The sequence below is a fragment of the Streptomyces sp. NPDC049597 genome, from assembly GCF_040675505.1.
In the GTDB taxonomy this organism is placed as follows: domain Bacteria; phylum Actinomycetota; class Actinomycetes; order Streptomycetales; family Streptomycetaceae; genus Streptomyces.
Genome location: NZ_JBFAOY010000002.1, coordinates 187,496 through 213,113, shown reverse-complemented (window position 1 = coordinate 213,113; position 25,618 = coordinate 187,496). Strand labels below are relative to the sequence as shown.

Here is a 25,618-nt window from a genome sequence, read left to right as displayed (position 1 = left end):
CGGGTTCGTGTGTCCGCGGGCCTTCGTACGCGGCGTGTCAGGCGTCGTAGTCCTGGTTGAACCGGTCCAGTTCCTCCTGCAGCGCCTCCTGCGTGTCCCGTGCGTCGTCGGGTCCCGTCCCCCACGGCGGCGGTGCCTTCTCACGGTCCTGGCCGGTGCCCTTCGACGGCTGCTCGCCCTGTGCCTTCTGCTGCGCCCGATCGGCGCTCTCCTGCGACTTTTCCTTGGACTGGTCCGGCATTCCCATGAGACGTCACTCCCGGAAGGATGAGGAGGTCGGGGGCGGGCACACACCCGAGAGGTCCGCCGCCCCCTGCACCACGACCAGCCTCGCACGCGGGCATATCCCGTGCATTTCGATCAGCGGCCAGGGCCCCGCGCGGTCGAGGCGTCCGTCGCGCGGGCCGACTCGTCCGCCGCTCCACCCGCTCCCACCAGGCTCTTCGAGACGCCCGCGAGCCTGGGCGCGAACCGCCGCACCTCCCGCTGGCCGACGGTCCCGATGACCGCGGGCAGGCAGCCGCGCACCGGCTGCATGCCCCGCAGCCACCACTGCGCGTACACGTGTGCCGAGCGGCGCTCGATCCCGGCCACGATGCGGTCCACCGCCGGACCCAGCGGATACGTGCGGTTCGCCGGCCACGGCAGCCGTTTGCGCAGGTCGCGCATCACGTCGTCCTGGTCCGCTCCGCGCACCATGTCGGTGTCCGTCCAGGACAGGTAGCCGACGCCGACCTTCACGCCCCGGTGGCCGACCTCGGCGCGCAGGCAGTGCGCGAACGCCTCCACGCCCGACTTGGACGCGCAGTACGCGGACATCATCGGCGCGGGGGTGATCGCCGCCAGCGACGCGATCTGGAGGAAGTAGCCCCGGCTCTCCACCAGCGCGGGCAGGAACGCCCGCCCCGTCACGGCGCTGCCGATCAGGTTGACCTCGATCACGCGCCGCCAGGACACCGGGTCGGAGTCGAGGAACGGACCGCCCGCCGCCACGCCCGCGTTGGCGACGACGATGTCGACCTTGCCGAAGCGCTCCTTCACCTCCTGCGCGACCCGCGCCATGGCCTCGTGGTCGGTGACGTCCGCGTACCAGTGGTCGCACTCGGTGTGGAGGCGGGCCGCGACCTTCTTCAACTCGTCCGGTTCGAGACCGACGAGCGCGACCTTCGCCCCGCGGGCCGACAGCTTGCGGGCCAGCAGCTCTCCGACGCCGCGCGCCGCGCCGGTGACGACCGCGACCTGTCCTTCCAGGCTCTTCCTGCTCATGCGACCTCCTCCTTCGTGGTCAGGTACGTGCCGGTCAGCTCGCGGATCTTCCCCGTCACCGCCTCGGGCGCCTCGACCGGTGTCATGTGTCCCATGCCCGCGAGTTCCACCAGCTCGACACAGTGCGGCAGATCGAGAGCGAGGCGCTTGGCGTGCACCAGCGGCGTGAGCCGGTCCACCGTGCCCGCCACCACGACGGTCGGCACGGTCAGCGCCCGTACGCCCTCGTCGAGGTCGAGCTCGCCGAGCACGTGCGACCACGCCACGCGGGCCGTCCGCGGACAGGCGTGCACGATGCGGGCGCACGCGTCGACCCGCTCCGGCGACGAACCGGGGCCCATGGTCGCGTACTTGAGAATGCGCCGGGACAGCGGCGTGACCGGCCCGAGCGGGGCGCGCGCACCGAGGATCAGATGCGTGAGCCGGGTGCGCAGCGGACCGGGCCGCATCGGCACGACCAGTGACTCGGCGGTGAGCCGGGCGGCTCCGGTGCTGCACAGCAGCGACGCGGCGGTGTGCTCGCGGAAGCGGGGACGCCGGGACGCGGCCATGATCGTCATGCCGCCCATGGAGTGTCCGGCGACGACGGCCTTCTCGCCCGGGGCGAGCGCCGCCCTGAGCACGGCCTCCAGGTCGTCGGCGAGCCGCTCGGTGCCGACGGGCCCGGCCGGGGTGCGGCCGTGCCCGCGCTGGTCGTACACGACGACGCGGTGGTCGGCGGCGAGGTCGCGTATCTGGGCCGCCCAGAAGAGGGTGGAGCAGGTCCAGCCGTGGGCGAGGACCACGGCCGGCGCGTCCTCGCGGCCGTGGACCTCGACGTGGATGCGCGAGCCGTCGGCGGAGTGCGCGGTCAGTTCGCGGTCGGCGACGGGGTGCGCGTCGGTGCGCCGGGCGCTTCGGAGCAGGCGGCTCATGCGACGACCTCCGCGTCCTTCGTGTCCTTCGTGCCCTTCGCGCCCTTCGCCGCCCGGACGCCCGCGGCGGCGGCCGGAGCCGGGGCCTTGCGGGCGCGGATCACCTCGTACTCGGCGAGGTCCACCCGTCGCGTCTCGCTGCGGAACTCGGTCGTCGTGCCCGGCCAGATGGTGGTGTTGCGGCCACTGGCGTCGAGGTACCAGCTGGTGCAGCCGCCGGTGTTCCAGACGGTGCGCTTCATGCGTTCCTGCACGCGCCGGTTCCAGGCGTGCACGGCGGAGGGCCGGGCGGCAAGGACGCTGCCCTCGCCGAGCAGGCTGAGCTGGCGCATGTAGTCGGCCATGTAGTTCAGCTGCGACTCGATCATCAGGATCATGGAGGAGTTCCCGAGCCCGGTGTTCGGGCCGATGATCGTCATGAAGTTGGGGAAGCCCGCCGCCGAGGCGCCGCGCAGCGATTCCATGCCGTCCTTCCACGCCTCGGCCAGCGTGATCCCCTCGGCGCCGACGACGCGCTCGGCGATCGGCATGTCGGTGACGTGGAATCCGGTGCCGAAGACGATCACGTCGGCCTCGGTCCGCGTGCCGTCGGCGGCGACCAGGGTCGAGCCGTGCACCTCGGCGAGGCCGGACGCGACGACGTCCACATTGGGCTGCGCGAGTGCCGGGTAGTACGTGCTGGAGAGCAGGATGCGCTTGCAGCCGATGCGGTACGAGGGCGTCAGCTTGGCGCGCAGGGCGGGGTCCTTGATCGCCTTGGCCATGTTGGCCTTGGCCAGCCGCTCCACGATCCCGAGCTCGCCCGGCCGCTTGGTGAACGCCTGGACCTGGATCTCCCGTATGCCCCAGAGCAGGCCGCGCCGCGCGGTCCCGGTGAACGGCAGCTGACGGTGCAGCCAGCGCTCGGCCCCGGAGATCCTGCGGTCGATGCGCGGCATGACCCAGGGCGGCGTGCGCTGGAACACGGTCAGCCGGCCGACCTCGGGCTGGATCGCGGGCACGATCTGGATCGCCGACGCCCCCGTCCCGATCACGGCCACGCGCTTGCCGGTGAGGTCGTAGTCGTGGTCCCAGCGGGCCGAGTGGAAGACCTTGCCCGGGAAGCCGTCCAGGCCGGGGACGTCGGGGGTCCTCGGGTCGGACAGCGGTCCGCTCGCGGAGACGACGACGTCCGCGGTGAACCGGCCGCGCGAGGTCTCGATGTCCCACCGGAGGGCGTCGCCGTCCCAGCGCATCATCAGCACCTCGTGCCTCAGGCGCAGGTGGGGACGGAGCCGGAAGGTGTCGGCGACGTGCTCCAGGTACGCGCGGATGTGTTCCTGCCCGGAGAAGGTACGCGGCCAGTCGGGGTTGGGCGCGAAGGAGAACGAGTACAGGTGCGAGGGCACGTCGCAGGCACAGCCCGGGTAGTCGTTGTCGCGCCAGGTGCCGCCGACCGAGTCCGCGCGCTCCAGGACGACGAAGTCGGTGATGCCTTCGCGGCGCAGCCGGACCGCGGCGCCGAGGCCACCGAATCCGGATCCGATCACCGCCACTCGTACGTGCTCGTGCTGCTCGCTCATGCCGCTGCCTCCCGCTGAAACCGCTGGACGTCCCGGATCGCCGTACCGCAAAGAAACTGCCAGCAATCACTGGCATGGTTGGGAGGGTAGAGCAGCCGCATACCGAGCGGTAGGGGTCGGGGGCCACAAGTTACCGGCGGTACAACATAGGCTTCTGCTGTGACCGAGGCGCGCGAGTACCGCATGGAGGAATTGGCCAAGGAGGCCGGCATCACGGTGCGCACCCTGCGCTTCTACCGCGAGCGCGGCCTGATCCAGCCGCCTCGTCGCGAGGGCCGCATCGCCTGGTACGACGAACACCACCTGGCCAGGCTCCGGACCATCGCCGCCCTGCTGGAACGCGGCCACACCCTCAACGGCATCGCGGACCTCGCTACCGCGTTCGAGAGCGGCCGGGACGTCGGCGAGGTCCTCGGCCTCGGCGAACCCACCGAGGAGACCCCGGTCCGGCTCACCCCGGAGGCCCTCGCCGACTACTTCGAGGGCGAGGTCACCCCGGAGAACTTCGCCAAGGCGCTGGAGCTGGGCTACCTGGCGACCGACGGCGACGAGATCGTCCACATCAGCCGCAGACTCCTGGACGTCTCGGCGGAGCTGGTACGGGAGGGCGTGCCGCTCGCGGCCGTCCTGGAGGCGGGCCGCCGGGTCCGCACGCACGCGGACGCGCTGGCGGAGCTGTTCATCGACGTGCTCACGGCCCACAGCGCGGAGTCCGAGCTGGAGCGTCTGCGCCCGCTGGCCAAGAGCGTGGTGGACGCGGAGCTGTCGATGGCGATGGACCGGCGGCTGCGCAAGCCGTCACCGCACGAGGCACACGAGAGCCCCGAGCACCCGCCCCCGGCCCCGGCCGGCAGCCCGGACGACGGGCCCGGCCGCCCGGACGCCGCTCAGAGTTCGTAGACGGCGCTCACCGGCGCGTGGTCGCTCCAGCGCTCGCCGTGCGTCGCGGCGCGCTCCACCCACGCCTTCACGGCCCGCCGCGCGAGGCCGGGCGTCGCCACCTGGAGGTCGATGCGCCAGCCCGTGTCGTTGTCGAAGGCCCGCCCGCGGTAGGACCACCACGAGTAGGGGCCCTCCTGGTCCGGGTGCAGGGCGCGCACCACGTCGACGTAGCCCGCCTCCCCGTACACGCGGGTGAGCCAGTCGCGCTCCTCGGGGAGGAAGCCCGAGTTCTTCCGGTTGCCCTTCCAGTTCTTGAGGTCGGCCTCCTGGTGGGCGATGTTCCAGTCGCCGCAGACCACGACCTCGCGGCCGTCCGCGGCCGCCCGTTCCCGCAGCTCCTTCAGGTATGGCAGGAACTCGCCCATGAACCGCGTCTTCTCGTCCTGCCGCTCCGTGCCCACCTCACCGGAGGGCAGGTACAGGCTCGCGACGGTGACACCGGGGAGGTCGGCCTCCACATACCGGCCGGCGCCGTCGAACTCGCTCGACCCGAAGCCGATCCGCACCCCGTCCGGCTCGCGCCGCGTGTACAGCGCCACCCCCGCACGCCCCTTCGCGGCGGCCGGGACGTGCACCGTGAACCACCCCTCGGGGCTGCGCACGTCGGCCGGCAGCTGGTCGGCCTCCGCGCGTACCTCCTGGAGGCAGACCACGTCGGCGGAGGAGCCCGCCAGCCACGGTCCGAAGCCCTTCTTCGCGGCGGCGCGCAGCCCGTTCACATTCACGGAGGTCACGGTGAGCATTGGGGCAGCCTACCGACCCGGCGGCGGGCCCGAGCGTCGCCCGGCTCCCTCTCGCATGCCCGTACGCTTTCGGCATGCAGCTCAGAGCCGTGGCGTTCGACCACCCCGACGCCGTCAAACTCAACGACCAGGTACAGCTGGAGTACGTCGAGCGCTACGGAGACGGCGAGGGCGACGCCACCCCCCTCGACGCCTCGATGTTCGCGCCGCCGAGTGGCCTGTATCTCATCGCGTACGACGTCGACGAGCGCCCGGTGGCCACCGGCGGCTGGCGGACCCAGGACGAGAACCCGATGGGGTACTCGGACGGCGACGCCGAGCTGAAGCGCATGTACGTCATCCCCGAGGCCCGCGGGCTCGGCCTCGCCCGCCGCATCCTCGCCGCCCTGGAAGAGGACGCCCGCGCCGCTGGCCGGACCCGGATGGTCCTGGAGACGGGCGACATGCAGCCCGAGGCGATAGCGCTCTACCGGTCCAGCGGCTATGAACCGTGCGCGAAATTCGGCCACTACCGCTGCTACGAGAGCAGCCTGTGCATGGCCAAGCCTTTGACGCGCTCCTGACATAACCGCGCCCTTCGTGGCACCCTGCCTCACGCACGCCCTTCCGCACCGCTTCGTCCCCCACCCCGCCCTCGTGCGCCACTGGGCGGGCACGGCAGAAGGAGACCTGCGTGAGACGCCATCGCACCCTCGCCGGCACCGTACTGGCCGTCGCGGCCCTGTTCGCCGGGGCCCTGTCGGCCACGTCCGCCGCCGCGGCCCCCGTCCCCTCTCCACCCTCCACCGCCGCGTCCTTCACCCCCGCGCAGGCACCGATGGGGTTCTGGACCGCCGAGCGCATGCGCGCCGCCACCCCGCTCGACCTGATCCGCACCGCTCCCGGCTCGCTCAGGGCGCCGAAGTCCGGCGGCGAGAAGACGGTGATCGCGCCGACCGCCTTCCCGCAGCCCGGTGGCCCCTGGACCGGCGGCGGCGCCGTCGTGAAGACGTCGGGCCGGGTGTTCTTCACCTTCCAGGGCCGCACGGCGTCCTGCTCCGGCAACTCGGTCACCAGCCAGAACGGCAGCACGGTCATCACCGCCGGCCACTGCGTGAAGTACCAGGGCTCCTGGCACACCAACTGGGTCTTCGTCCCCGCGTACAACAACGGACAGGCTCCCTACGGGCAGTGGAGCGCGACGAAGACCCTGGCGACCGACCAGTGGGCGGCGAGCGAGGACATCAACTACGACGTCGGCGCGGCCGTCGTCGCCCCGCTGAACGGCAAGACGCTCGCGCAGACCGTCGGCGCACAGGGTCTGCAGTTCAACGGCGGCTACAACAAGGCGATGTACGCCTTCGGCTTCCCCGCCGCCGACCCGTACGACGGCAGCAAGCTGATCTACTGCAGCGGCAACAGCTCGAAGGACTTCCTCTTCTCGCAGGACCACAGCCTGGGCTGCAACATGACCGGCGGCTCCAGCGGCGGTCCGTGGTTCACCTCGTTCAGCGAGGCGACCGGCACCGGCCTGCAGGTCTCGGTGAACAGCTTCGGGTACACCTTCTGGCCCAACCGGATGTTCGGCCCGTACTTCGGCAACGAGGCCAAGGCGGTCTACGACAAGGCCCAGGTCTCCTGAGCCCCTGTCGTCCCTGTCCCGCGTGGCCGGACCGGATCGGGGTCCGGCCACGCGGGGCCTGACGACCACGGCCGCACGGCCCTCCCGCGGCCGTGCGGCCGAGCGCCACCGCGAGCAAGTCCCCGACCTCCCGGTCCAGTTCCCTCTCCCGGTCGCCGTTCACGAGGTGTCGCCCCGGCCGGCGCGACGGTCCGCGCCGTCCTGCGCCACGCGTCCTGAGTCCCTCGCCGCATTCGACCCCCGGTGGTCCGCGACGCTCCCCGGGCTCGCGACGACGGAAGAGACATACGCCACACCTGCAGCACCGGCGGCCCCGACGGCTCGCCCCGGAACGCCCCGGAACGCCGAAGAGCCCCGGTCGGATCTCTCCGATCGGGGCTCTCAGCTGCGGTGGACCTGTGGGGATTTGAACCCCAGACCCCCTCGATGCGAACGAGGTGCGCTACCAGACTGCGCCACAGGCCCTTGCAACGAGTGAAACTCTAGCATCCCGATCGGGGTGCTTGGAAATCCGTTCCCCGCTGGTCACGGATGCCGCCGGGCGGCGTCACTCGTTGGCCGCGCGCGGCCGGTCCTCGTCCGCGTACTGGTCGAAGAGCGGCGTGCGGCCGCGGTCACGGGAGCGGCGCGACTGGGGAGGCCGCCGGCCCGCCGGCGGCTCCGCGGTCGGCGCCGGGGCACCCGGGGTCGTCGGCTCCGCGGCCGAGGAGCGGGCCGCGCTCCACGTCTCCGGATCGCTGACGTCCACACCGCTCGACGCACGCGGGGCGACGGGCGCGGTGACGTACGTCGGCAGCGGCACCGGTACGGGGTCCCAGCTGTCGCCGGTCGCCGGGCCGCGCTGACGCTGCTGATCCACCCACTCGGCGTGGTCGGTCTGCTCGACCAGCGCCCGGCGCCCGGCCTCCTGCGGGGAGAGCCTCGGCGCCGGTTCCGGCTCGGCGTGCGCGGCGGGCTCCTCGTCGGGCTCCGCCGCACCGACGGGCGGCTGGCGGCGCGGCCGGTTCTCCCGCAGCCGCTGCGCCGCGGCCTCGGCCTGCCTGCGGTCCATGACGTACGCGAAGCGCCGCCGCTCCTGGGCCCGCAGATGCACGATGTAGACGCTCAGCAGGACGGCCGGGACGCCCGGCGCCCACAGGAAGCCGAGTCCGCCGACCGCCGCGACGATCGCACCGGCCGTGAAGGCGACGAACAGGATCGATGTCGTCCGTCTGCGGCGGGCCAGTACCTTGCTGCGCCGCGCCCGCTCGACGGCGGCGCGGCTCTGCCGCTGCCGCGGGGCCGGGCGCCTGGCCGGCGGGCGGCCGGGAGGGCCGGCGTCCGAGGACGCGTCGGACGACACGTTCTGGCGCACTTCGGTTCGGGGCGCGGCGAAGGCCCGGACGTCCACAGAACTCAGCCGGTCCGTGGCGGCATCCGGGTCCACGTCGCGCTCGGGCCCCTCTGTGGTGCGTTCCCGCAGCTCCTTGGCGTACCGGCGCTCCATCCCCGCCCGGCCGGACAACAGCCGGATGGCGGTGGAGAAGCGTTCCGTCGGACGGGCTTCGTTGAGCTCGTCCTGCCTGCGGAGCCACATCGGCACCAAGTAGGCGGCCCAGGCCCCGACGATGACTGCGTAGATGAGGCCGCTGCTGCTCACGCATCACACCGTAGAGGGATTCGCGCAAGGGGATCCGCCAATTGGCCCGGTGTGTCGCACGATCTGGCTGATATCACCGACTTTTTTTGTGATTACTCAGGCCAGTTCGCCTTCCACGACGACCGGACGGCGGTCAATTTCGAACACTTATTTTATTTCCTGTGCTGTGCCGGATGCCGTTCCAGGTGTTCCGGGTGCCGATCCGGGTCGTGCCTGGTGCCAGCGGGTCACCAGCCCTTCCGGCACTTCCTCGGCCGTCAGCGCGAAGACAAGATGGTCACGCCACGCACCGTCGATGTGGAGATAACGGGGCCGCAGCCCCTCCTCGCGGAATCCGAGTTTCTCCACGACCCGGCGGCTGGGCACGTTCTCGGGCCGGATGCACACTTCCATCCGGTGCAGCCCGACCGTACGGAAGCAGTGGTCAACGGCGAGGGCCACCGCGGTGGGCATCACGCCGCGGCCCGCGACGTCCCGGTCGACCCAGTACCCGACGTGGCCCGAGCACATGGACCCCCAGGTGATCCCGGCGACGGTCAACTGCCCCACGAGACGCCCTCGGTACTCGATGACGAACGGCAGCATCCGGCCCGCGTTCGCCTCCGCCCGCAGGTGGCGGACCATCTGACGGTAGGTCGGGCGCTGCGTGGCCGGGCCGCCCGGGGCGGGCGGCGGGATCGTCGCCTCCCAGGGCCGCAGCCAGTCGCGGTTGCGGCGGTTGACCTCGCGCCAGTTCCGCTGGTCGCGCATCTTTATGGGGCGCAGGACGACATCGCCGTCCGCGAGGACCACGGGCCAGATCACGTTCATGACGTCGGTGACGACTGGTCCGCCGGACGTGGATGGTCCCCGCCGCGGATCTGGTCCACGGCGTGGCGCAGGACCCCCTCCAGCACCGCCAGCCCGTCGCGTACCCCTCCGGTGGAGCCCGGCAGGTTGACGATCAGGGTGCGGCCGGCGACCCCGGCGACGCCGCGCGAGAGCGCGGCGGTGGGCACCGTGTCCCGCCCGTACGCCCGGATCGCCTCGGGGATGCCGGGCACTTCGTGGTCGAGCAGCGCGCGCGTGACGTCGGGCGTGCGGTCGGTGGGCGAGATGCCGGTACCGCCGGTGGTGAGGATGACGTCGTAGCCGTCCTCCACCCCCGCCCGCAGCGCCTCGCCGACCGGGTCGCCGTCGGGCACCACGCGGGGGCCGTCGACGGCGAAGCCGAGGACGGTGAGCCTCTCGGCGATCAGCGGGCCGCCCTTGTCCTCGTACACCCCGGCGGAGGCGCGGTTGGACGCGGTGACGACCAGCGCCCGGTACGGCGCGGTGGCGTGGGCGGCGGTGGTCATGACTGCGCTCCCTCGCGTGTCCAGTCGCCGGACTTGCCGCCCGTCTTCTCCTCGACGCGAATGTCCGTGATCACGGCCGCCTTGTCGACCGCCTTCACCATGTCCACGACGGTGAGCGCGGCGACGGAGACGGCGGTGAGGGCCTCCATCTCCACGCCCGTGCGGTCCGTCGTCTTCACGGTGGCCGCGATCTCCACGGCGTCGTCGGTGACCGACAGGTCCAGCTTCACGCCCGAGACGGCGAGCGGGTGGCAGAGCGGGATCAGATCGGGCGTGCGCTTGGCGCCCATGATCCCGGCGATCCTGGCCGTGGCGAGCGCGTCACCCTTCGGCACGCCCTCGCCGCGCAGCAGCTCCACGACCTGCCGCGATACGAGGACGCGCCCGGTCGCCCGCGCGGTGCGGGCGGTCACGTCCTTCTGGGAGACGTCCACCATGCGGGCGGCCCCCGCCTCGTCGATGTGCGTCAGCCTGCCTTGCGTACTCATCTGCTGTGGCGCTCCCGGTCCGGTCCCCTCAGGGCCTTGTGTGGGCAGACACGCTACCGCCACACGGCGCCTCTCACCCCAGGAGGACCACGTCGACCTCGGCGCCGGGCTCCACGGAGGTGTCGGTCTCCGGGACGACGATCAGGCAGTCGGCCTGCGCGAGGGCCGCGATCAGGTGGGAGCCGGAGCCTCCGACCGGGGTGACGCTGCCCGCTTCGGCGTCGTACGTCCCCCGCAGGAACTGTCGCTTGCCGGCCGGGGACGACAGCGCCTTGTCCGCCTTCAGCGCGGCTCTGGCCTTCGGGCGGTGCACGTCCGGCAGACCCATCAGTGTGCGGATCGCGGGCCGGACGAAGAGCTCGAAGGACACGTAGCTGGAGACCGGATTGCCCGGCAGGGCCAGCAGAGGCGTGCGATCACGGCCGATGGAACCGAAGCCCTGCGGCTTGCCCGGCTGCATCGCGAGCTTGCGGAAGTCGACCCCGCTGCCGGGCGCGTCCTCGTCGCCCACCGAGGCGAGTGCCTCCTTGACCACGTCGTACGCGCCGACGCTCACTCCGCCGGTGGTCACCAGCAGGTCGGCGCGGATCAGCTGGTCCTCGATGGTGGCGCGCAGCGTCTCGGCGTCGTCGGTCACCGCGCCGACCCGGTAGGAGATCGCGCCGGCGTCGCAGGCGGCGGCGGCCAGGGCGAAGCTGTTGGAGTCGTAGATCTGCCCCTCGGCCAACTTCTCGCCGGGCTGGACCAGTTCGCTGCCGGTCGACAGGACGACCACGCGCGGGCGGGGACGAACCCGCACGGTGCCGCGGCCGATCGCGGCGAGCAGACCGATCTGCGGGGGGCCGAGCACCGTGCCCGCGGCGAGCGCGAGATCGCCCGCCCGCACATCGCTGCCGCTGACCCGCACGTGGGCGCCCGCCTCGGCCGGCCGGTGGACCCGGACCTCGCCGCTCGCGCCCTCGGGCGCCTGGCCGGCCGGGCGCATCGTGCTGGCGGCCCCGCCTCCGGTGCCGCCGTCGGTCCACTCGACGGGGACGACGGCCTCGGCTCCGGGCGGCAGGGGCGCGCCGGTCATGATGCGCGCGGCCTGGCCCGGGCCGACGGTGGGCAGCTCGCCGCTGCCGGCCGCCACGTCGCCGATGACGGTGAGCACGGCGGGGAACTCCTCGCTCGCGCCCGCCACATCGGCGACCCGGACCGCGTAGCCGTCCATGGAGCTGTTGTCGAAGGGGGGCAGCGCGACCGGGACGGTGACGTCCTCGACAAGGACACAGCCCTGCGCGTCCGGCAGCTGGAGCTCGATCGGGTCGAGCGGCCGGATCGCGGCGAGGATGTCCTCCAGGTGGTCGTCAACCGACCAGATCGTGCTGCTCACGGTCCTACATCTCCTCGGTCACAAAACTGCGAAGCCAGTCCCGGAACTCCGGGCCCAGGTCTTCACGTTCGCACGCGAGTCTGACAATGGCACGCAGATAGTCGCCACGGTCACCTGTGTCATAGCGGCGGCCCTTGAAGATCACCCCGTGCACCGGGCCGCCGGAGCGTCCCGCCTCACCCGCGGACTGCTCCGCCTCGGCGAGCTTCTGGATGGCGTCGGTGAGCTGGATCTCGCCGCCGCGGCCCGGCTCGGTCTCGCGCAGTATCCCGAAGATCGCGGGGTCGAGGACGTAACGGCCGATGACCGCGAGATTGCTGGGAGCCTCGGAGGCGTCGGGCTTCTCGACCAGGTCGGTGATCTTCACGACGTCGCCGTCACCGGTGGGCTTCACGGCGGCGCAGCCGTACATGTGGATCTGCGCCGGGTCGACCTCCATCAGCGCGACGACGGTGCCGCCCTCGCGCTCCTGAATCTCGATCATGCGCGAGAGCAGCGGGTCGCGCGGGTCGATCAGGTCGTCGCCGAGGAGGACCGCGAACGGCTGGTCCCCGACGTGCGGCTCGGCGCACAGGACGGCGTGACCGAGGCCGCGCGGGTCACCCTGGCGCACGTAGTGCATGGTGGCGAGGTCGCTCGACTCCTGAACCCGCGCGAGGCGTCCGGCGTCACCCTTGCGGGAGAGCGCCTCCTCCAGCTCATAGTTGCGGTCGAAGTGGTCCTCGAGGGGTCGCTTGTTGCGCCCTGTGATCATCAGGACGTCGGAGAGGCCGGCCGAGACCGCCTCCTCGACGACGTACTGGATCGCGGGCTTGTCGACCACAGGCAGCATCTCTTTGGGAGTGGCTTTCGTGGCAGGCAGGAACCGGGTGCCAAGGCCTGCGGCGGGGATGACAGCCTTGCTGATCCTGGAGTGCGACTGAGTCATGCCGAGCACCATATCCGCTGAATATGGGCGGAAGATGATGCTCCGGTTAACTTCGCCCCCATAGAGACGTATACGAGAGGTTTACAGGCGACCAATGGGCAACGAAATGTCCGGAAAGACTGGCCTTCGCGCCGAACTGCTCCAGGCGCGACGGCTTCTGTCCGCCGACGACGCGCGCGAGGCGGCGGCGGCGCTCGCCCGGCACGCGCTGTTGCTGCCCGAGCTGGCCGAGGCCGGCACCGTCGCCGCATACGTCTCCGTAGGGCGCGAGCCCGGCACGCATGCGCTCCTCGACGCGCTGCTCGCGCGCGGCACGAGGGTCCTGCTTCCGGTCCTCCTTACGGACAACGACCTCGACTGGGGCGTCTACCGCGGCCCCGGACAGCTGGTGGCCGCCGGACGCGGCCTGCTGGAGCCGGACGGCGAGCGGCTGGGCCCTTCGGCCGTCGTCGGCGCCGACACCGTGCTGCTGCCCGGGCTGGCCGTCGACGCCGAGGGCATGCGGCTGGGCCGAGGCGGCGGCTCGTACGACCGTGTGCTGGCCCGGCTCGCCGCGGCCCACGCCGATCCCTCACTCGTCGTGCTCCTCTACGCGAACGAGGTGGTCGCGCGGGTCCCGGTGGAACCGCACGACCACCCCGTCCACGCCGTGGTCACCCCTCAGGGGGTGCGCCGCTTCATCGGGCCTGCCCGCCCGGCGGGACGAGCTTGAGCGTGTCGACGGTCGCGGCGTCCACCGCCTGGGCGCCGTAGACCCAGTCGAGCAGCTCGCCCTCGGCCCACTTGTCGGTCTGGTCGGTGTAGTGGGCGCTGTACGCGTGGCCCGACGCCCCGGTCAGATTGATCCACCGGGACTTGTCCCACTCGCCGACGGTGACGACCATCCGCATCGACGGGACCCACACGACGCCGTAGCCGCCTGCCGCATTCCAGCCGGTGGCGTTGACCGCGGCCTCGCCGCCGCCCAGGTTCCACGGGCCCCGGTTGAGCATGAACTGCAGGAAGCCCGGCCCCTCGGTCCCCAGCGTCTGGTTCTTCAGCGTCAGCTGGTGCAGTCGGCCCCAGCTCCAGCTGGAGGCGTCCTTGCCGAGTTCCGCGGTCAGCTCCCAGCGGGCGTCCTCCATGGCGCGGCCGAGGAGCCCGTCACGGGTGTCGGTCGCCTCGTCCGTACGCGTCTCCGGCGTGCGCCACCACTCGTTGTCCTCGTCCTTGAGCAGCCGGCGCACCACCTCGTACCAGCGGTCGCCGCCGTCGGGCTGCGCGGACTCGCTGTCCCGCTGGCCGCACTCGCGCACCCGCTCGGTCAGGTCGTCGTCCGGCGCGGTGCTGTCGGCGGGGAGCACGTTCAGGCACTCGCCCTCGACCCGGAGCTCCTTGGGGAGCTTGTTGCCGAAGGCCAGCTTGAGCACGTTGCGCCACACGGCGTTGAAGTACGCGGCGGCACCGGAGTCCGGTTCCTGGGTGTAGTCCCAGCCCTCGAGCAGCTTCTGCGCCTCGCGGACGTAGGGGTCGGAGACGTCGATCTTCAGCAGGTAGGGCGTCAGCAGCTTGGCGATCTCGCTGCTGTTGTCCATCTGCATGGTGCGCATGTCCTCGGTGGAGACCTTGCCGCCGCCCCGGATCTTCGACTCGATGAGGTCGTTGATCCGCTGGCTCCGGGCTCCGTAGCCGTAGTCCTCGGTGATCAGGTACGGGTACTTCTTCGCGTCGACGACCGCCTGGTTCGCGGTCACGATGTAGCCGCGCTCCGGGTTGTACTCGTAGGGCAGCTCGTCGAAGGCGATGTAGCCGTCCCACTTGTATTTCGGGTCCCAGCCGGGCGCGGGCGTCGTACCGTCGCCCTCGGCGCGCAGCGGGATCTTGCCCGGCGCCTGGTAGCCGATGTTGCCCTTGGTGTCGGCGTAGACCAGGTTCTGCGAGGGCACCTCGAAGTCGCGGGCGGCGCGGCGGAAGGACGGGAAGTCCTTGGCCCGGTTGAGCGCGAAGACGGCGTTCATCGACGTGCCGGGCTCAAGGGCCGTCCACTGCAGGGAGACCGCGTAGCCGGTGCCGCGATCGGGTGCGGCGTTGGACACCGGCGCCCGCTCGCCGACCTTCTCCAGTTCGTCGCTGCGGTCGGAGACCAGCGGGCCGTGCTCCGTGGAACGGACGGTGATCGTCTTGTCGGAGCCGCCGGCGACCTTGATGACCTCCTTGCGGGTGGTCAGCTTCTTCTCCCGGCCGCCGACGAGGTAGTGGTCCCCGCTGAGCTTCTCCAGGTAGAGGTCGGTCACGTCGGCGCCGAGGTTGGTGAAGCCCCAGGCGATGTCCTGGTTGTGGCCGATTATCACGCCCGGCATTCCGGAGAAGGTGTAACCCGCGACATCGAAGGAGCACCGGTCGGAGACCGTGCGGCAGTGCAGGCCCATCTGGTACCAGAGGGACGGCAGCTGAGGCGCGAGGTGCGGGTCGTTGGCCAGCAGGGGCTTGCCGGTCGTCGTGTAGTCCCCGGAGACGACCCAGGAGTTGGAGCCGATTCCGTTGCCGCTGGGGCCGAGCAGCGCGGGGATCGCGTCGAGGGTGTCGGAGAGCGCGCCCAGCTGGGCGTTCAGCCCCTGGCCCGCCCCGGCCGCGCTGCCCGCGCCGCCAAGCGCTTCACCGCTCCCGGCCGAACCGCTGCCGGCCGCGCCGTCGCCCGCCGGACCGTCGCCCGCCGGGCCGGAGGGCTTGGCGGCGGGGTCGTACTTGCCGGTGGCCGGGTCGATCCCGCCCCGCCGCACTATCGGCTCGTTGCGTTCGTAGGGGTAGGGCGGGTACAGGTCGCGGATCTGCTTCTCGCTGAGCCTGCTGGTGAGCAGCGAGCGGTCGATCTCCTCCTGCATGTTGCCGCGCAGGTCCCAGGCCATCGCCTTGAGCCAGGCCACGGAGTCGACCGGCGTCCACGGCTCGGGCTTGTAGTCGTTGGTGAAGGCCAGGGCCGCGTACTCGACCGACAGTTCCTCGGCCGAGCGTCCCTTGAGGTATGCGTTGACGCCGTCCGCGTACGCCTGGAGGTGCTTCTTCGTCTCGGGCGAGAGCTTGGTGTCGTACTCCTGCTGTGCCACCCTGCGCCAGCCGAGGGTGCGCAGGAAGGCGTCCGTCTCGACCTGCCCCGAACCGAACATCTCGGAGAGCCGGCCCGCCGTCATGTGCCGGCGGACGTCCATCTCCCAGAAGCGGTCCTGCGCGTGGACGAAGCCCTGGGCGCGGAACAGGTCCTCGTCGCTGTCCGCGTAGATCTGGGGAATGCCGTAGTCGTCGCGCTTGACCTCGACCTGGCCGCCGAGGCCTGCCAGTTCGATCGTGCCGTTGGTGGTGGGGAACGAGGCGCGAACCGTGCTGACGCTCCAGTAGGCCCCGTAACCGACACCCGCGACGAGCGCCAGCACCAGGACGAGCACGAGCAGTCGGGCGCGTCGCCCCTTCTTCTTCTTGGGGGAAGAGGCGGTTGTGTTGGCGGGCATCGCTGTCCTTCGAGGGGCAGGGTGGTCCTGGGAATGCTGAGGCAACTCTAGGCGCAGCGCCCCACCGGCCCCGACGCGGTATCCACAAGACCATCCCAGCAGTCGGACAAACAGATCATCAGGCCATCAAGGAAACGTTAAAGATTAGGTAAGGTAACGAAGTGTCGCCACCGGTACGAAGCTCACCGGTATGAGGGCGCGAGGGGAAGGATCGGCCACTGACTGTCCACCAGCTCAACGAACTCCTGCTCATCTGCTCGCTCGTCCTGCTCATCGCCGTCGCGGCGGTGCGCATCTCGTCCCGCAGTGGGCTGCCCAGCCTGTTGCTGTATCTCGGGATCGGGATCGCGATGGGCCAGGACGGCCTGCTCGACGTCCACTTCGACGACGCCGAACTGACGCAGGTGATCGGTTATGCCGCACTTGTGGTGATCCTGGCCGAAGGTGGCCTCGGCACCAAGTGGAAGGAGATCAAACCCGCGCTGCCGGCGGCCGCTGCGCTGTCGACGGTCGGTGTCGCGGTGAGCGTGGGCATCACGGCCGCGGCCGCTCACTACCTCGTGGGCCTGGAATGGCGACAGGCACTGATCATCGGAGCGGTCGTGTCCTCCACGGACGCGGCGGCGGTCTTCTCCGTCCTGCGCAAGGTGCCGCTTCCGTCCCGGGTGACAGGCGCCCTGGAAGCCGAGTCCGGTTTCAACGACGCCCCGGTCGTCATTCTCGTCGTGGCCTTCTCCTCGGCCGGCCCGATCGACCACTGGTACACCCTCGTCGGGAAGATCACGCTGGAACTGGCGATCGGCGCGATCATCGGACTGGCCGTCGGCTGGCTCGGCGCGTTCGGGCTGCGGCACGTCGCACTGCCCGCGTCCGGCCTGTACCCCATCGCCGTCATGGCCATCGCCGTGGTCGCGTACGCGGCCGGCGCCATGGCGCACGGCAGCGGCTTCCTCGCCGTCTATCTCGCCTCCATGATCCTCGGCAACTCCAAGCTGCCCCACGCGCCGGCGAACCGGGGCTTCGCCGAGGGCCTCGGCTGGATCGCGCAGATCGGCATGTTCGTCCTGCTCGGCCTGCTCGTGACACCGCACGAGCTGCTGCGGGACTTCTGGCCGGCGGTGGTGGTCGGCCTGATGCTGACCGTGCTCGCCCGCCCGGTGGGAGTCCTCGTCAGCCTCATGCCGTTCCGCATCCCGTGGCAGGAGCAGGTGCTGATGTCCTGGGCCGGCCTCCGCGGCGCCGTGCCCATCATTTTCGCGACCATTCCCACGGTCTCCGGCGTCGAGGGCAACGACCGGATCTTCAACATCGTCTTCGTGCTGGTCGTCGTCTACACCCTGGTGCAGGGCCCGACGCTGCCGTGGCTGGCGAGGGCGCTGCGGCTCGGCGACTCCTCCGAGGCCACCGACCTCGGCGTCGAGTCGGCCCCGCTGGAGCGGCTGCGCGGCCATCTGCTGTCGGTGGCCATCCCGGACACCTCGAGGATCCACGGCGTGGAGGTCGCCGAGCTGCGGCTGCCCTCCGGCTCGGCGGTCACCCTCGTCGTGCGCGAGGGCAAGAGCTTCGTGCCGCTCCCCTCGACCGTGCTGCGGCACGGCGACGAGCTGCTGGTGGTGGCCACCGATCCGGTCAAGGACGCCGCGGAGCGGCGGCTCAAGGCCGTCAGCCAGGGCGGAAAGCTGGCCGGCTGGCTGGGCACCGGAGGCGGGTCCACATGACCGCGGACCGTGGACCGCGCGCCCTTCAGCGGCCAGGATCTGCCTAACCCAGGAACAGACGGGGTGATCTCTGCCATTTCCCAGGTGGTGATGGCAGGAATCCCTGTACGATGAAGGCACACTGATCGACCAACTCTGCCTGACGCAGAGCTGGCGCGACCGTATGGCGGCCGCGGCGTCCCCCGAGCGGACCCCGGTATCTACCGCAGTTCCGCGCAAGAGGACAGCTCTCGGCGACTCCCGACACCCAGGGGAGCGCTACCAGGCGGCAGAAAGGCAAGGGGCCGTGGCATCCACGGTCGCTTCTGGCAGGCGTCCTGGCTACGGACAGCTGCTCCGCACCCCTGGGGCCTGGACATTCCTGCTCCCCGGTTTCGCTGCCCGGCAGCCCTTCGCGATGCTCACCATCGGCATCGTCCTGCTCGTGCAGCACACGACCGGCTCCTACGGCAGCGCCGGTGCGGTCGCCGCCGTCACCGGCGTCTCCATGGCGCTGTTCGCCCCGCAGAGCGGAAAGCTCGCCGACCGCTTCGGCCAGCGCGCGGTCCTGGTGCCCGGCGTCCTGGTGCACACCGTCTCCGTCGCCTCGCTGACCGCACTGGCCCTCACGGGGGCTCCCCTGTGGGCCCTGTTCGCCGCCGCGGTGCCCACCGGTGCGTCGGTGCCGCAGATCGGACCGATGGTGCGGGCCCGCTGGGCCGCCGCACTCCAGGGCTCGCCCCTGATGCAGACCGCCGCCGCTTTCGAGTCGGTGACGGACGAGTTCACCTTCGTGGTGGGCCCGGTCCTCGCCACCGCCCTGTGCACGGGCGTGCACCCCGCCGCCGGCCTGATCGCCGAGGCGGCGCTCACGCTGGCGGGCGGCCTGCTGTTCGCGGCCCAGCGCCGCACCCAGCCTGCTCACGGCCACCTGGGCGCCGGGGTGCGCGCGGAGCGTACGTCCGCGCTCTCCGTACCCGGCGTGCGGGTGCTCGCCGTGGCGTTCCTGGGCATCGGCGCGGTCTTCGGCGGCATGCAGGTCTCGCTGACCGCCTTCACCGAGGAGATCGGGCAGCCGGGCATGAACGGTCTGCTCTACGGTCTCTTCGCCGCGGGCAACATGCTGGCCGGCATCGCCGTGGGAGCCATCGCCTGGAAGAGCGGACCGCGCCGCCGGCTCGTCGTCGGCTACGCGGCGCTCACCGTCGCCGCGTCCCTGCTGTGGACGGCGCACTCCGTGGCACTGCTCGGCACGCTCGGCCTGGTCGTCGGCCTGTTCATCGCACCGGCCCTGATCAGCGGCTACACGCTGGTCGAGTCGCTGGTGCCCGCGTCCGCCCGCACCGAGGCCTTCACCTGGCTGACGGGCGCGGTGGCACTCGGGCAGGCGGCGGCCGTGACGGTGGCCGGACGGCTTGCCGACGGCTACGGCGCGAGCGCCGGATTCGCCGTCCCGCTCGTGGGCACGGGGCTGGCGCTGGCCACCCTGCTGGCACTGCGTTCGCGGCTCGTTCCGGCGGCCGGCGGGCGAGTGGCCGCACGTGGGATCGGTCACCGAGTGCCGGTGACGGTGGACTGATCCAGCGGAATACGTCACTATGGATCGTCGTTAGCACTCATCGAGTGAGAGTGCCAGGAGGAAGACAAGTGCCGACGTACCAGTACCAGTGCACCGAATGCGGCGAGGGCCTCGAGGCGGTGCAGAAGTTCACCGATGACGCCCTGACCGTGTGCCCGAGCTGCGACGGACGCCTCAAGAAGGTGTTCTCGGCGGTCGGCATCGTCTTCAAGGGCTCCGGCTTCTACCGCAACGACAGCCGTGGCTCGTCGTCGAGCAGCTCGCCTGCCTCGTCGAGCTCCAAGTCGTCCGAGTCGAAGTCGTCCTCGACCACGACCTCGTCGTCGAGCTCCGCCTCGTCCTCCTCGACGAGCGCCGCGAGCGCCTCCGGCTCCGCCGCCTGATCCCCACGATGCGCGGACCTCGCCGTGGCCAGTGCCACGGCGGGGTTCTTGGCGTTTTCGCGTCCGGCTAGTGTGAGCGCCATGGCGACCAACGCGCACCCGAACGCAGGACCCGAGAGCGGTTCCGGTTCTCCTGACGGCTCCGCCCGCGCCGAGATCGGCGTGATCGGCGGCTCGGGCTTCTACTCCTTCCTGGACGACGTCACCGAGATCCAGGTGGACACACCCTACGGCGCTCCCAGCGACTCGCTGTTCCTCGGCGAGATCGCCGGCCGCAAGGTGGCCTTCCTGCCCCGCCACGGCCGCGGCCACCATCTGCCGCCGCACCGCATCAACTACCGGGCCAACTTGTGGGCGCTGCGGTCGGTGGGCGTGCGCCAGGTGCTGGGTCCGTGCGCCGTGGGCGGTCTGCGGCCGGAGTACGGCCCGGGCACACTGCTCGTGCCCGACCAGTTCGTGGACCGTACGAAGTCCCGGGCCCAGACGTACTTCGACGGGCTGCCCCTGCCGTCCGGTGAGGTGCCGAACGTCGTGCACGTCTCACCGGCCGACCCGTACTGCCCGCGGGGGCGCAAGGCGGCCCTGCAGGCGGCGCGCGGACGCGACTGGGAGCCGGTGGACGGCGGCACTCTGGTGGTCGTCGAGGGGCCGCGCTTCTCGACACGTGCCGAATCGCGCTGGCACGCCGCGATGGGCTGGTCGGTGGTCGGCATGACCGGGCACCCGGAGGCGGTGCTCGCCCGTGAGCTGGAGCTCTGCTACACGTCGATGACCCTAGTCACGGACCTGGACGCCGGGGCGGAAGCGGGCGAGGGCGTGTCCCACGAAGAGGTCCTGAAGGTGTTCGCCGCCAATGTGGACCGGTTGCGGACCGTGCTGTTCGACGCGGTGGCCGCGCTGCCTGCGAACGAGGACCGCGACTGCACGTGCGGGAACGCGCTGGCGGGAGTCGACCCGGGCATCCAACTGCCGTAATCACCTTCACGAGTGGCCGAGTTGTCCACAAGCCGGGGACTGTCCACAGGCTTCGGTGGGCTGGGGCCGGAAGGTGGATCGTGAGGAGCGGTCGGACACGGGCAGCAGGCCCGGTCCACCCTCCATGACAGGCGGTGCTCGGCATGTCCCTGTACTCCTCTTCCGGCCCCGGCTCCTCTGCCTCCTCCGGTCCCGGTTCCTCCCCGGCTCCCGGTTCATCCCCTGGTCCCGGTTCCTCTCCCGGTCCCGGCTCACTCACCGACCCGGGCTCCTCTTCCGGTCCCGGCTCCCCTGCCTCCCCCGGCTCTGCTTCCGCTTCCGCCTCACTCACCGGCCGCGTGACACCGCCGGCGACCTCCGCCGCCTCGGCGCCAGCCTCGTCCGCGCCGCCTTCGCCGGACGCGTCACCGGACGCGCCGGCCGGCGCGTCGGGCCCGGTGAGCTCTCCGCCGACCGTTCCGTTCACGCTGCCGAGGGCCGCTCCGTTCACCGTCCCGGCCGGATTCTCCATGGCGTCGTCACCGGCTCCGGAGCCCCTGGGCGTGCCGCAGTTCGCGCCGCTGCGGGTGCGCGGTGGCAGCCGTCGGCTGCGGCGGGCGCTGCGCAGGCAGCGGCGTGCGATGGCTGCCGGGCTGGCGGTGACGGCCGCGGCGCTGGCCGCCTCGAGCGCGCGCGGCGCGGACGATCCGGGCAGCCGGTCAGGGGCGCATGGACAAGGCGGCTCCGGCACGGGGGCCTTGGCTGCCGCCGCTCCGGCGCGTGACCGCCACCCTGGTGACGTTCTGGTGTCGGCTCCCGTGCGGATCGCCGACGCGGCGACGGTCCGCCTGCTGCGGCCGGGAGACCGGGTCGATGTGATCGCAGCCGCCGATTCGCCGGCGGAGGATTCGCCGGCGAAGGTCGTGGCCTCCGGCGTCCGGGTCGCCGCGATCCCGCGAGCGGGCGAGGACCCGGCTGGGGGCGGCGCGCTGATCGTGCTGTCCGTTCCGCGGGCCACCGCCGCCACGCTGGCCGGAGCGGGGGCGACGTCCCGACTGGCGGTGGCAGTGTGCTGACGCTCGATGCGCCGACTCGTGCTGACGTATCGCCAGGGCGGCTGTCGTCGGCTGCGGATTGGACAGGGCGGCCGGGGGCTGACGTAAGTTGCGCAACTGCCCCCCTCCCCTACCGCACATGTGAAAAGAGGCTCATTCGTGAGCGAGAAGAAGCCGAGCCTGCTCGAAGGCTTCAAGGCCTTCCTGATGCGTGGCAACGTGATCGACCTCGCGGTCGCCGTCGTGATCGGTGCCGCGTTCACCAACATCGTCAACGCTGTGGTGAAGGGCGTGATCAACCCGCTCGTCGGAGCGTTCGGCACGAAGAACCTGGACTCCTACAGCTCCTGCCTGAAGGCCCCGTGCCGGGTCGTCGACGGCGAGATGCAAGGCATCCAGATCATGTGGGGATCGGTGCTCGGCGCCACCCTGCAGTTCCTGATCACCGCGGCCGTCGTGTACTTCCTGATGGTGCTGCCCATGGCGAAGTACCTGGCACGCCGCGAGGCACAGCGCAAGGCGAAGGAAGGCGTGCAGGAGACGCTGGAGGTGACGGAGCTGGAGGTCCTGAAGGAGATCCGCGACGCTCTGGTCGCCCAGCGCGGCGGGGAGGCCGGGGGCCCGGCAGGGGCCTCGGCACCCGGCGACCGCGGCTAGCCACCGCAGCAGCCATGAGCCCCCGGGGCTCAGAGGTGGTGAGGCGGCTTCTCGTCGAGGAAGCGCGCCAGATCGGCGGCGCTGTCACCGCCGGCCTGAGGCCGCTCACCCCACCCGCGGTCCGTGTCGTCCGACGACTGCTCGTCCATCGGATCGTCGAAGATCAGCTCCGGCTTGGAGTGCTGGCGACCGGGCTGCTTCGCATCTCGCGGTCCGGGGGCGGGGGCGGTGCTCATACATCCAGGGTAAGGCGGCCGGGGCCCCTGAGGTCAACGGTCTTCGGGGCCGGCGACCGCAGGACGAGGACCACGAGGAACGACAGGGGCCGGGAGGCCCGCACCCCACCAGGCGGCGTCGCCCTGTGCCCCGAGCCGTCGTGCCGTCGCCTCGCCACGGCGGTGCGGGAGGCACAGGCGGCACGGGCGGCGGCTCGGACGGGGGCACCGACGGCTTCGTCGGTACGGCGGGAACTTCCGGCTCCTCGGTCACGAAGCCACGCTAGGGCGGTCTGTGCGGATGAGCCCGTTGTGGAGGACAGGGGGGTGAGAGAGGACCCCGGCAGATGACCGAGTGACCGGATCGGCCGGCTCGCGCGTCCGGCCATCGGCGAGCGGACCGTTCTGCTGTGCTTTGCCCATGATGTCCACACCTGCTCCGGACAACGGGTCCGCTCACCCCTATCACGGCAGGCCTCTGCGGCGGATGACGGCCCGCAGCCGGGAGGAGGGCCACCGCACCGCGACCCCGCTGGAGCTCTTCTTCGACCTGTGCTTCGTCGTCGCCGTCGCCCAGGCCGGGCTCCAACTGGTGCATGCCGTCGCCGAGAACCACGCGGCGACGGGAGTCGTCGGCTACCTGTACGTGTTCTTCGGAGTGTGGTGGGCGTGGATGAACTTCACCTGGTTCGCCTCCGCCTACGACTGCGACGACGTGCCGTACCGGATCGCCACACTCGTGCAGATCGCCGGCGTCCTGGTCTATGCGGCGGGCGTGCCGCGCGCCTTCGCCGACAACGACTGGACCGTCGCCGTCGTCGGCTATCTGCTGATGCGCGTGGCGCTGACCGCCCAGTGGCTGCGCGCCGCCGCCTCCGAGCCGTCGGGCCCCGCCCGGCGCACGGCTGTGCAGTACGCGGTGGGCCTGGTGCTCTGCCAGGCCGCGTGGGTCGCGCTGCTGTGGGCTCCGGAGGGATCGCGGCGCTGGCTGTTCCTGATCGTCGTGGTCGGCGAGCTGCTCGTCCCCGTGGTCGCCGAGCGGAATCACCAGACGGCCTGGCACCCACACCACATCGTGGAGCGGTACGGGCTGTTCACGCTCATCGTGCTCGGCGAGACCATGCACGCGGCCACCACGGCCGTCCAGTCCGCGCTCGACGAGAACGACGCCCTCGGCGACCTGCTGCCCATCGCCTCGGGCGGGCTGCTGATCGTCTTCGCCGCGTGGTGGATCTACTTCGCCGTCCCGGCACACGAGCGGCTGGGGTCCAACCGCCAGGCGATCCCATGGGGTTACGGCCACCTGGCGATCTTCGCCTCGGCAGCTGCGGTCGGCGCGGGGCTGGAGGTCGCGGTGGAGGAGGCGGTCGGCAAGGCGCACGTGTCGGTCACCGCCGCGTCCGCGGCCGTGACCATCCCGGCCGCGACGTTCTTCGTGACGGTGTGGCTGCTGCACGCCCGCTACTTCAAGCGCGGCGCGGCGCAGCAGCTGCTGCTGCCGGCCGGCGCGCTGGCGATCCTGGCGTGCACGTTCGTGGGCCACTGGGCGGTGTTCGCCGCGGGGCTGGCCGCGGCGGCGACGGTGGCGGTCGGCGTGACACTGGCCGCCCGCCCACCGCACCCCGCGACGGCCGGTTGACCAACTACGGTGGGAGCCATGGGCGTCGACGAATTCAGCGGGCCGGTGGCCGGCCCCGGCTCGGGCAGCGGCGGACTGACGGACGTGGCAGGTCTGCGGGTCGGGCATGCGCAGGTACCGGGCGAGCGCGCGCTCAGCGGCACCACCGTCGTCCTCGCGCCGGCAGGTGGTGTGGTGGCCGCGGTGGACGTGCGCGGCGGCGGGCCCGGCACCCGGGAGACGGACGCCCTGGACCCGCGTAACCTCGTCCAGCGCATCGAGGCCGTCGTGCTGACGGGCGGCAGCGCCTTCGGGCTCGAATCCGCGGCCGGGGTGATGGCGTGGCTGGAGGAGCAGGGCCGGGGCGTGCGGGTGGGGCCGGATCCCTCGCAGGTCGTTCCCGTCGTGCCGGCCGCGTGCGTCTTCGACCTCGGCCGCGGCGGGGACTGGCACGCCCGGCCCGACGCCTCGACCGGACGGGCCGCGGTGGAGGCCGCGGCGGCGAGCGCGGAAGGCACCCCGGTCGTCGAGGGAGCGGTGGGCGCGGGCACGGGTGCCGTGATCGGACAGTTCAAAGGCGGTGTGGGGACCGCCAGTTGTGTCCTGGAGTCGGGGATCACCGTGGCGGCGCTGGTCGTCGCGAACGCGGTCGGCTCGGCGGTGGACCCGCGCACGGGCGCACTGTACGGCGCGTACGGCAGCGAACGCACCACCGAACCGGAGCCCGCCGTGCACGCGGCGGCCCAGTCGCGGCTGGCCGAGGCACGCGAGAAGAACGGGCCGGCGCCGCTGAACACCACCCTCGCGGTCGTCGCCACCGACGCCGTCCTGACCCGCGCCCAGGCCCACAAACTCGCCGGCACCTCGCACGACGGCATCGCGCGCGCCGTACGGCCGGTGCACCTGCTCAACGACGGCGACACCGTGTTCGCCCTGGCCACGGGCGCGAAGGCCTTGGACAAGGACGACCCGCTCGCCCTCAACGACATCCTCGCCGCGGGCGCGGACATGGTGACCCGGGCGATCGTGAGGGCCGTGCGGGCGGCCGACGGCGTCGACGGACCCGGCGGCGTCTTCCCCTCGTACCGGGAGCTGTACGGCGCCGGATGACGTCACCGCGCGGCCAGTTGGGAACGTCCCGCGAAACGGGAACCCGGCCGCTC

The 25,618-nt window shown here is 71.7% G+C and carries 25 protein-coding genes and 1 tRNA gene; 12 read left to right on the top strand and 14 right to left on the bottom strand.

Going from position 1 to position 25,618, the window contains the following annotated elements; all coding sequences use genetic code 11:
* Positions 1-37: 37 nt before the first annotated feature.
* The 4 genes from AB0K02_RS04835 to AB0K02_RS04820 form a co-directional block, all read right to left on the bottom strand.
* Positions 38-247, bottom strand: coding sequence for a hypothetical protein (locus AB0K02_RS04835; protein ID WP_365990915.1), 210 nt, complete (start codon positions 245-247; stop codon positions 38-40).
* A 113-nt stretch (positions 248-360) separates the two neighbouring features.
* Positions 361-1,266 (bottom strand): SDR family oxidoreductase, encoded by a 906-nt coding sequence (locus tag AB0K02_RS04830; protein WP_365990914.1) that lies wholly within the window; start codon positions 1,264-1,266, stop codon positions 361-363.
* Entirely contained in the window at positions 1,263-2,180 is a 918-nt protein-coding gene (locus AB0K02_RS04825; protein WP_365990913.1) for an alpha/beta hydrolase, read from the bottom strand. The genes AB0K02_RS04830 and AB0K02_RS04825 overlap by 4 nt, the downstream gene beginning before the upstream one ends.
* Positions 2,177-3,742, bottom strand: a complete 1,566-nt coding sequence (locus AB0K02_RS04820) for an NAD(P)/FAD-dependent oxidoreductase (RefSeq protein WP_365990912.1) — start codon at positions 3,740-3,742, stop codon at positions 2,177-2,179. Before AB0K02_RS04820 ends, AB0K02_RS04825 begins: the two co-directional genes overlap by 4 nt.
* A 183-nt stretch (positions 3,743-3,925) precedes the next feature.
* On the opposite strand from AB0K02_RS04820, the gene AB0K02_RS04815 reads away from it, so the two are divergent.
* The gene (locus tag AB0K02_RS04815) at positions 3,926-4,642 is read left to right on the top strand and encodes a MerR family transcriptional regulator (protein WP_365991019.1); all 717 of its coding nucleotides are present in this window, start codon (positions 3,926-3,928) and stop codon (positions 4,640-4,642) included.
* Here AB0K02_RS04815 and AB0K02_RS04810 read toward each other — a convergent pair.
* On the bottom strand, positions 4,630-5,427 hold the full coding sequence (locus tag AB0K02_RS04810) for an exodeoxyribonuclease III (RefSeq protein WP_365990911.1): 798 nt from the start codon (positions 5,425-5,427) through the stop codon (positions 4,630-4,632). The two genes, AB0K02_RS04815 and AB0K02_RS04810, sit on opposite strands and share 13 nt — an antisense overlap.
* 74 nt (positions 5,428-5,501) lie before the next feature.
* On the opposite strand from AB0K02_RS04810, the gene AB0K02_RS04805 reads away from it, so the two are divergent.
* Together AB0K02_RS04805 and AB0K02_RS04800 are read left to right on the top strand one after the other, a co-directional pair.
* A complete protein-coding gene (locus AB0K02_RS04805) occupies positions 5,502-5,990 on the top strand; it encodes a GNAT family N-acetyltransferase (protein ID WP_365990910.1) in 489 nt (162 codons plus the stop codon).
* Positions 5,991-6,100: 110 nt separating this feature from the next.
* Positions 6,101-7,048 carry a peptidase gene (locus AB0K02_RS04800; RefSeq protein ID WP_365990909.1) on the top strand — a complete coding sequence of 316 codons (948 nt, stop codon included), beginning with the start codon at positions 6,101-6,103 and terminating at the stop codon, positions 7,046-7,048.
* A gap of 391 nt (positions 7,049-7,439) precedes the next feature.
* Here AB0K02_RS04800 and AB0K02_RS04795 read toward each other — a convergent pair.
* From AB0K02_RS04795 to galU, 7 genes are all read right to left on the bottom strand, one after another.
* Positions 7,440-7,513, bottom strand: a tRNA-Ala gene (locus AB0K02_RS04795).
* Positions 7,514-7,595: 82 nt separating this feature from the next.
* A complete protein-coding gene (gene glpR, locus AB0K02_RS04790) occupies positions 7,596-8,687 on the bottom strand; it encodes a gephyrin-like molybdotransferase receptor GlpR (protein WP_365990908.1) in 1,092 nt (363 codons plus the stop codon).
* Between the two features lie 147 nt (positions 8,688-8,834).
* Positions 8,835-9,497, bottom strand: coding sequence for a GNAT family protein (locus AB0K02_RS04785; RefSeq protein ID WP_365990907.1), 663 nt, complete (start codon positions 9,495-9,497; stop codon positions 8,835-8,837).
* Complete coding sequence (locus AB0K02_RS04780; RefSeq protein WP_365990906.1) at positions 9,494-10,024, bottom strand: MogA/MoaB family molybdenum cofactor biosynthesis protein; 531 nt, start codon at positions 10,022-10,024, stop codon at positions 9,494-9,496. Before AB0K02_RS04780 ends, AB0K02_RS04785 begins: the two co-directional genes overlap by 4 nt.
* Positions 10,021-10,512 (bottom strand): cyclic pyranopterin monophosphate synthase MoaC, encoded by a 492-nt coding sequence (moaC, locus tag AB0K02_RS04775; RefSeq protein ID WP_177150524.1) that lies wholly within the window; start codon positions 10,510-10,512, stop codon positions 10,021-10,023. Before moaC ends, AB0K02_RS04780 begins: the two co-directional genes overlap by 4 nt.
* Before the next feature lie 73 nt (positions 10,513-10,585).
* Positions 10,586-11,887, bottom strand: coding sequence for a gephyrin-like molybdotransferase Glp (glp, locus tag AB0K02_RS04770; protein WP_365990905.1), 1,302 nt, complete (start codon positions 11,885-11,887; stop codon positions 10,586-10,588).
* Positions 11,888-11,891: 4 nt separating this feature from the next.
* The gene (gene galU, locus AB0K02_RS04765; protein WP_365990904.1) at positions 11,892-12,815 is read right to left on the bottom strand and encodes a UTP--glucose-1-phosphate uridylyltransferase GalU; all 924 of its coding nucleotides are present in this window, start codon (positions 12,813-12,815) and stop codon (positions 11,892-11,894) included.
* A gap of 94 nt (positions 12,816-12,909) precedes the next feature.
* On the opposite strand from galU, the gene AB0K02_RS04760 reads away from it, so the two are divergent.
* The gene (locus AB0K02_RS04760; protein WP_365990903.1) at positions 12,910-13,527 is read left to right on the top strand and encodes a 5-formyltetrahydrofolate cyclo-ligase; all 618 of its coding nucleotides are present in this window, start codon (positions 12,910-12,912) and stop codon (positions 13,525-13,527) included.
* Here the strand turns inward: AB0K02_RS04760 and AB0K02_RS04755 are convergent.
* Positions 13,493-16,297 (bottom strand): penicillin acylase family protein, encoded by a 2,805-nt coding sequence (locus AB0K02_RS04755; RefSeq protein WP_365990902.1) that lies wholly within the window; start codon positions 16,295-16,297, stop codon positions 13,493-13,495. The two genes, AB0K02_RS04760 and AB0K02_RS04755, sit on opposite strands and share 35 nt — an antisense overlap.
* Positions 16,298-16,515: 218 nt before the next feature.
* Here AB0K02_RS04755 and AB0K02_RS04750 point away from each other — a divergent pair, with 218 nt between their 5' ends.
* From AB0K02_RS04750 to mscL, 6 genes are all read left to right on the top strand, one after another.
* On the top strand, positions 16,516-18,015 hold the full coding sequence (locus AB0K02_RS04750) for a potassium/proton antiporter (protein ID WP_365991018.1): 1,500 nt from the start codon (positions 16,516-16,518) through the stop codon (positions 18,013-18,015).
* Between the two features lie 286 nt (positions 18,016-18,301).
* Positions 18,302-19,573, top strand: coding sequence for an MFS transporter (locus tag AB0K02_RS04745; RefSeq protein ID WP_365990901.1), 1,272 nt, complete (start codon positions 18,302-18,304; stop codon positions 19,571-19,573).
* Positions 19,574-19,641: 68 nt separating this feature from the next.
* Entirely contained in the window at positions 19,642-19,956 is a 315-nt protein-coding gene (locus AB0K02_RS04740) for an FmdB family zinc ribbon protein (protein ID WP_365990900.1), read from the top strand.
* An 81-nt stretch (positions 19,957-20,037) separates the two neighbouring features.
* Positions 20,038-20,931 (top strand): S-methyl-5'-thioadenosine phosphorylase, encoded by an 894-nt coding sequence (locus AB0K02_RS04735; RefSeq protein ID WP_365990899.1) that lies wholly within the window; start codon positions 20,038-20,040, stop codon positions 20,929-20,931.
* A 509-nt stretch (positions 20,932-21,440) separates the two neighbouring features.
* On the top strand, positions 21,441-21,986 hold the full coding sequence (locus tag AB0K02_RS04730; RefSeq protein ID WP_365991017.1) for an RcpC/CpaB family pilus assembly protein: 546 nt from the start codon (positions 21,441-21,443) through the stop codon (positions 21,984-21,986).
* 138 nt (positions 21,987-22,124) lie between these two features.
* On the top strand, positions 22,125-22,622 hold the full coding sequence (mscL, locus tag AB0K02_RS04725) for a large conductance mechanosensitive channel protein MscL (RefSeq protein WP_365990898.1): 498 nt from the start codon (positions 22,125-22,127) through the stop codon (positions 22,620-22,622).
* Positions 22,623-22,651: 29 nt separating this feature from the next.
* On the opposite strand, the gene AB0K02_RS04720 is transcribed toward mscL, so the two are convergent.
* Complete coding sequence (locus AB0K02_RS04720; protein WP_365990897.1) at positions 22,652-22,858, bottom strand: hypothetical protein; 207 nt, start codon at positions 22,856-22,858, stop codon at positions 22,652-22,654.
* Positions 22,859-23,261: 403 nt separating this feature from the next.
* Here AB0K02_RS04720 and AB0K02_RS04715 point away from each other — a divergent pair, with 403 nt between their 5' ends.
* Together AB0K02_RS04715 and AB0K02_RS04710 are read left to right on the top strand one after the other, a co-directional pair.
* Positions 23,262-24,476, top strand: coding sequence for a low temperature requirement protein A (locus AB0K02_RS04715; protein WP_365991016.1), 1,215 nt, complete (start codon positions 23,262-23,264; stop codon positions 24,474-24,476).
* 18 nt (positions 24,477-24,494) lie between these two features.
* A complete protein-coding gene (locus AB0K02_RS04710; protein WP_365990896.1) occupies positions 24,495-25,565 on the top strand; it encodes a P1 family peptidase in 1,071 nt (356 codons plus the stop codon).
* Positions 25,566-25,618: the final 53 nt, after the last annotated feature.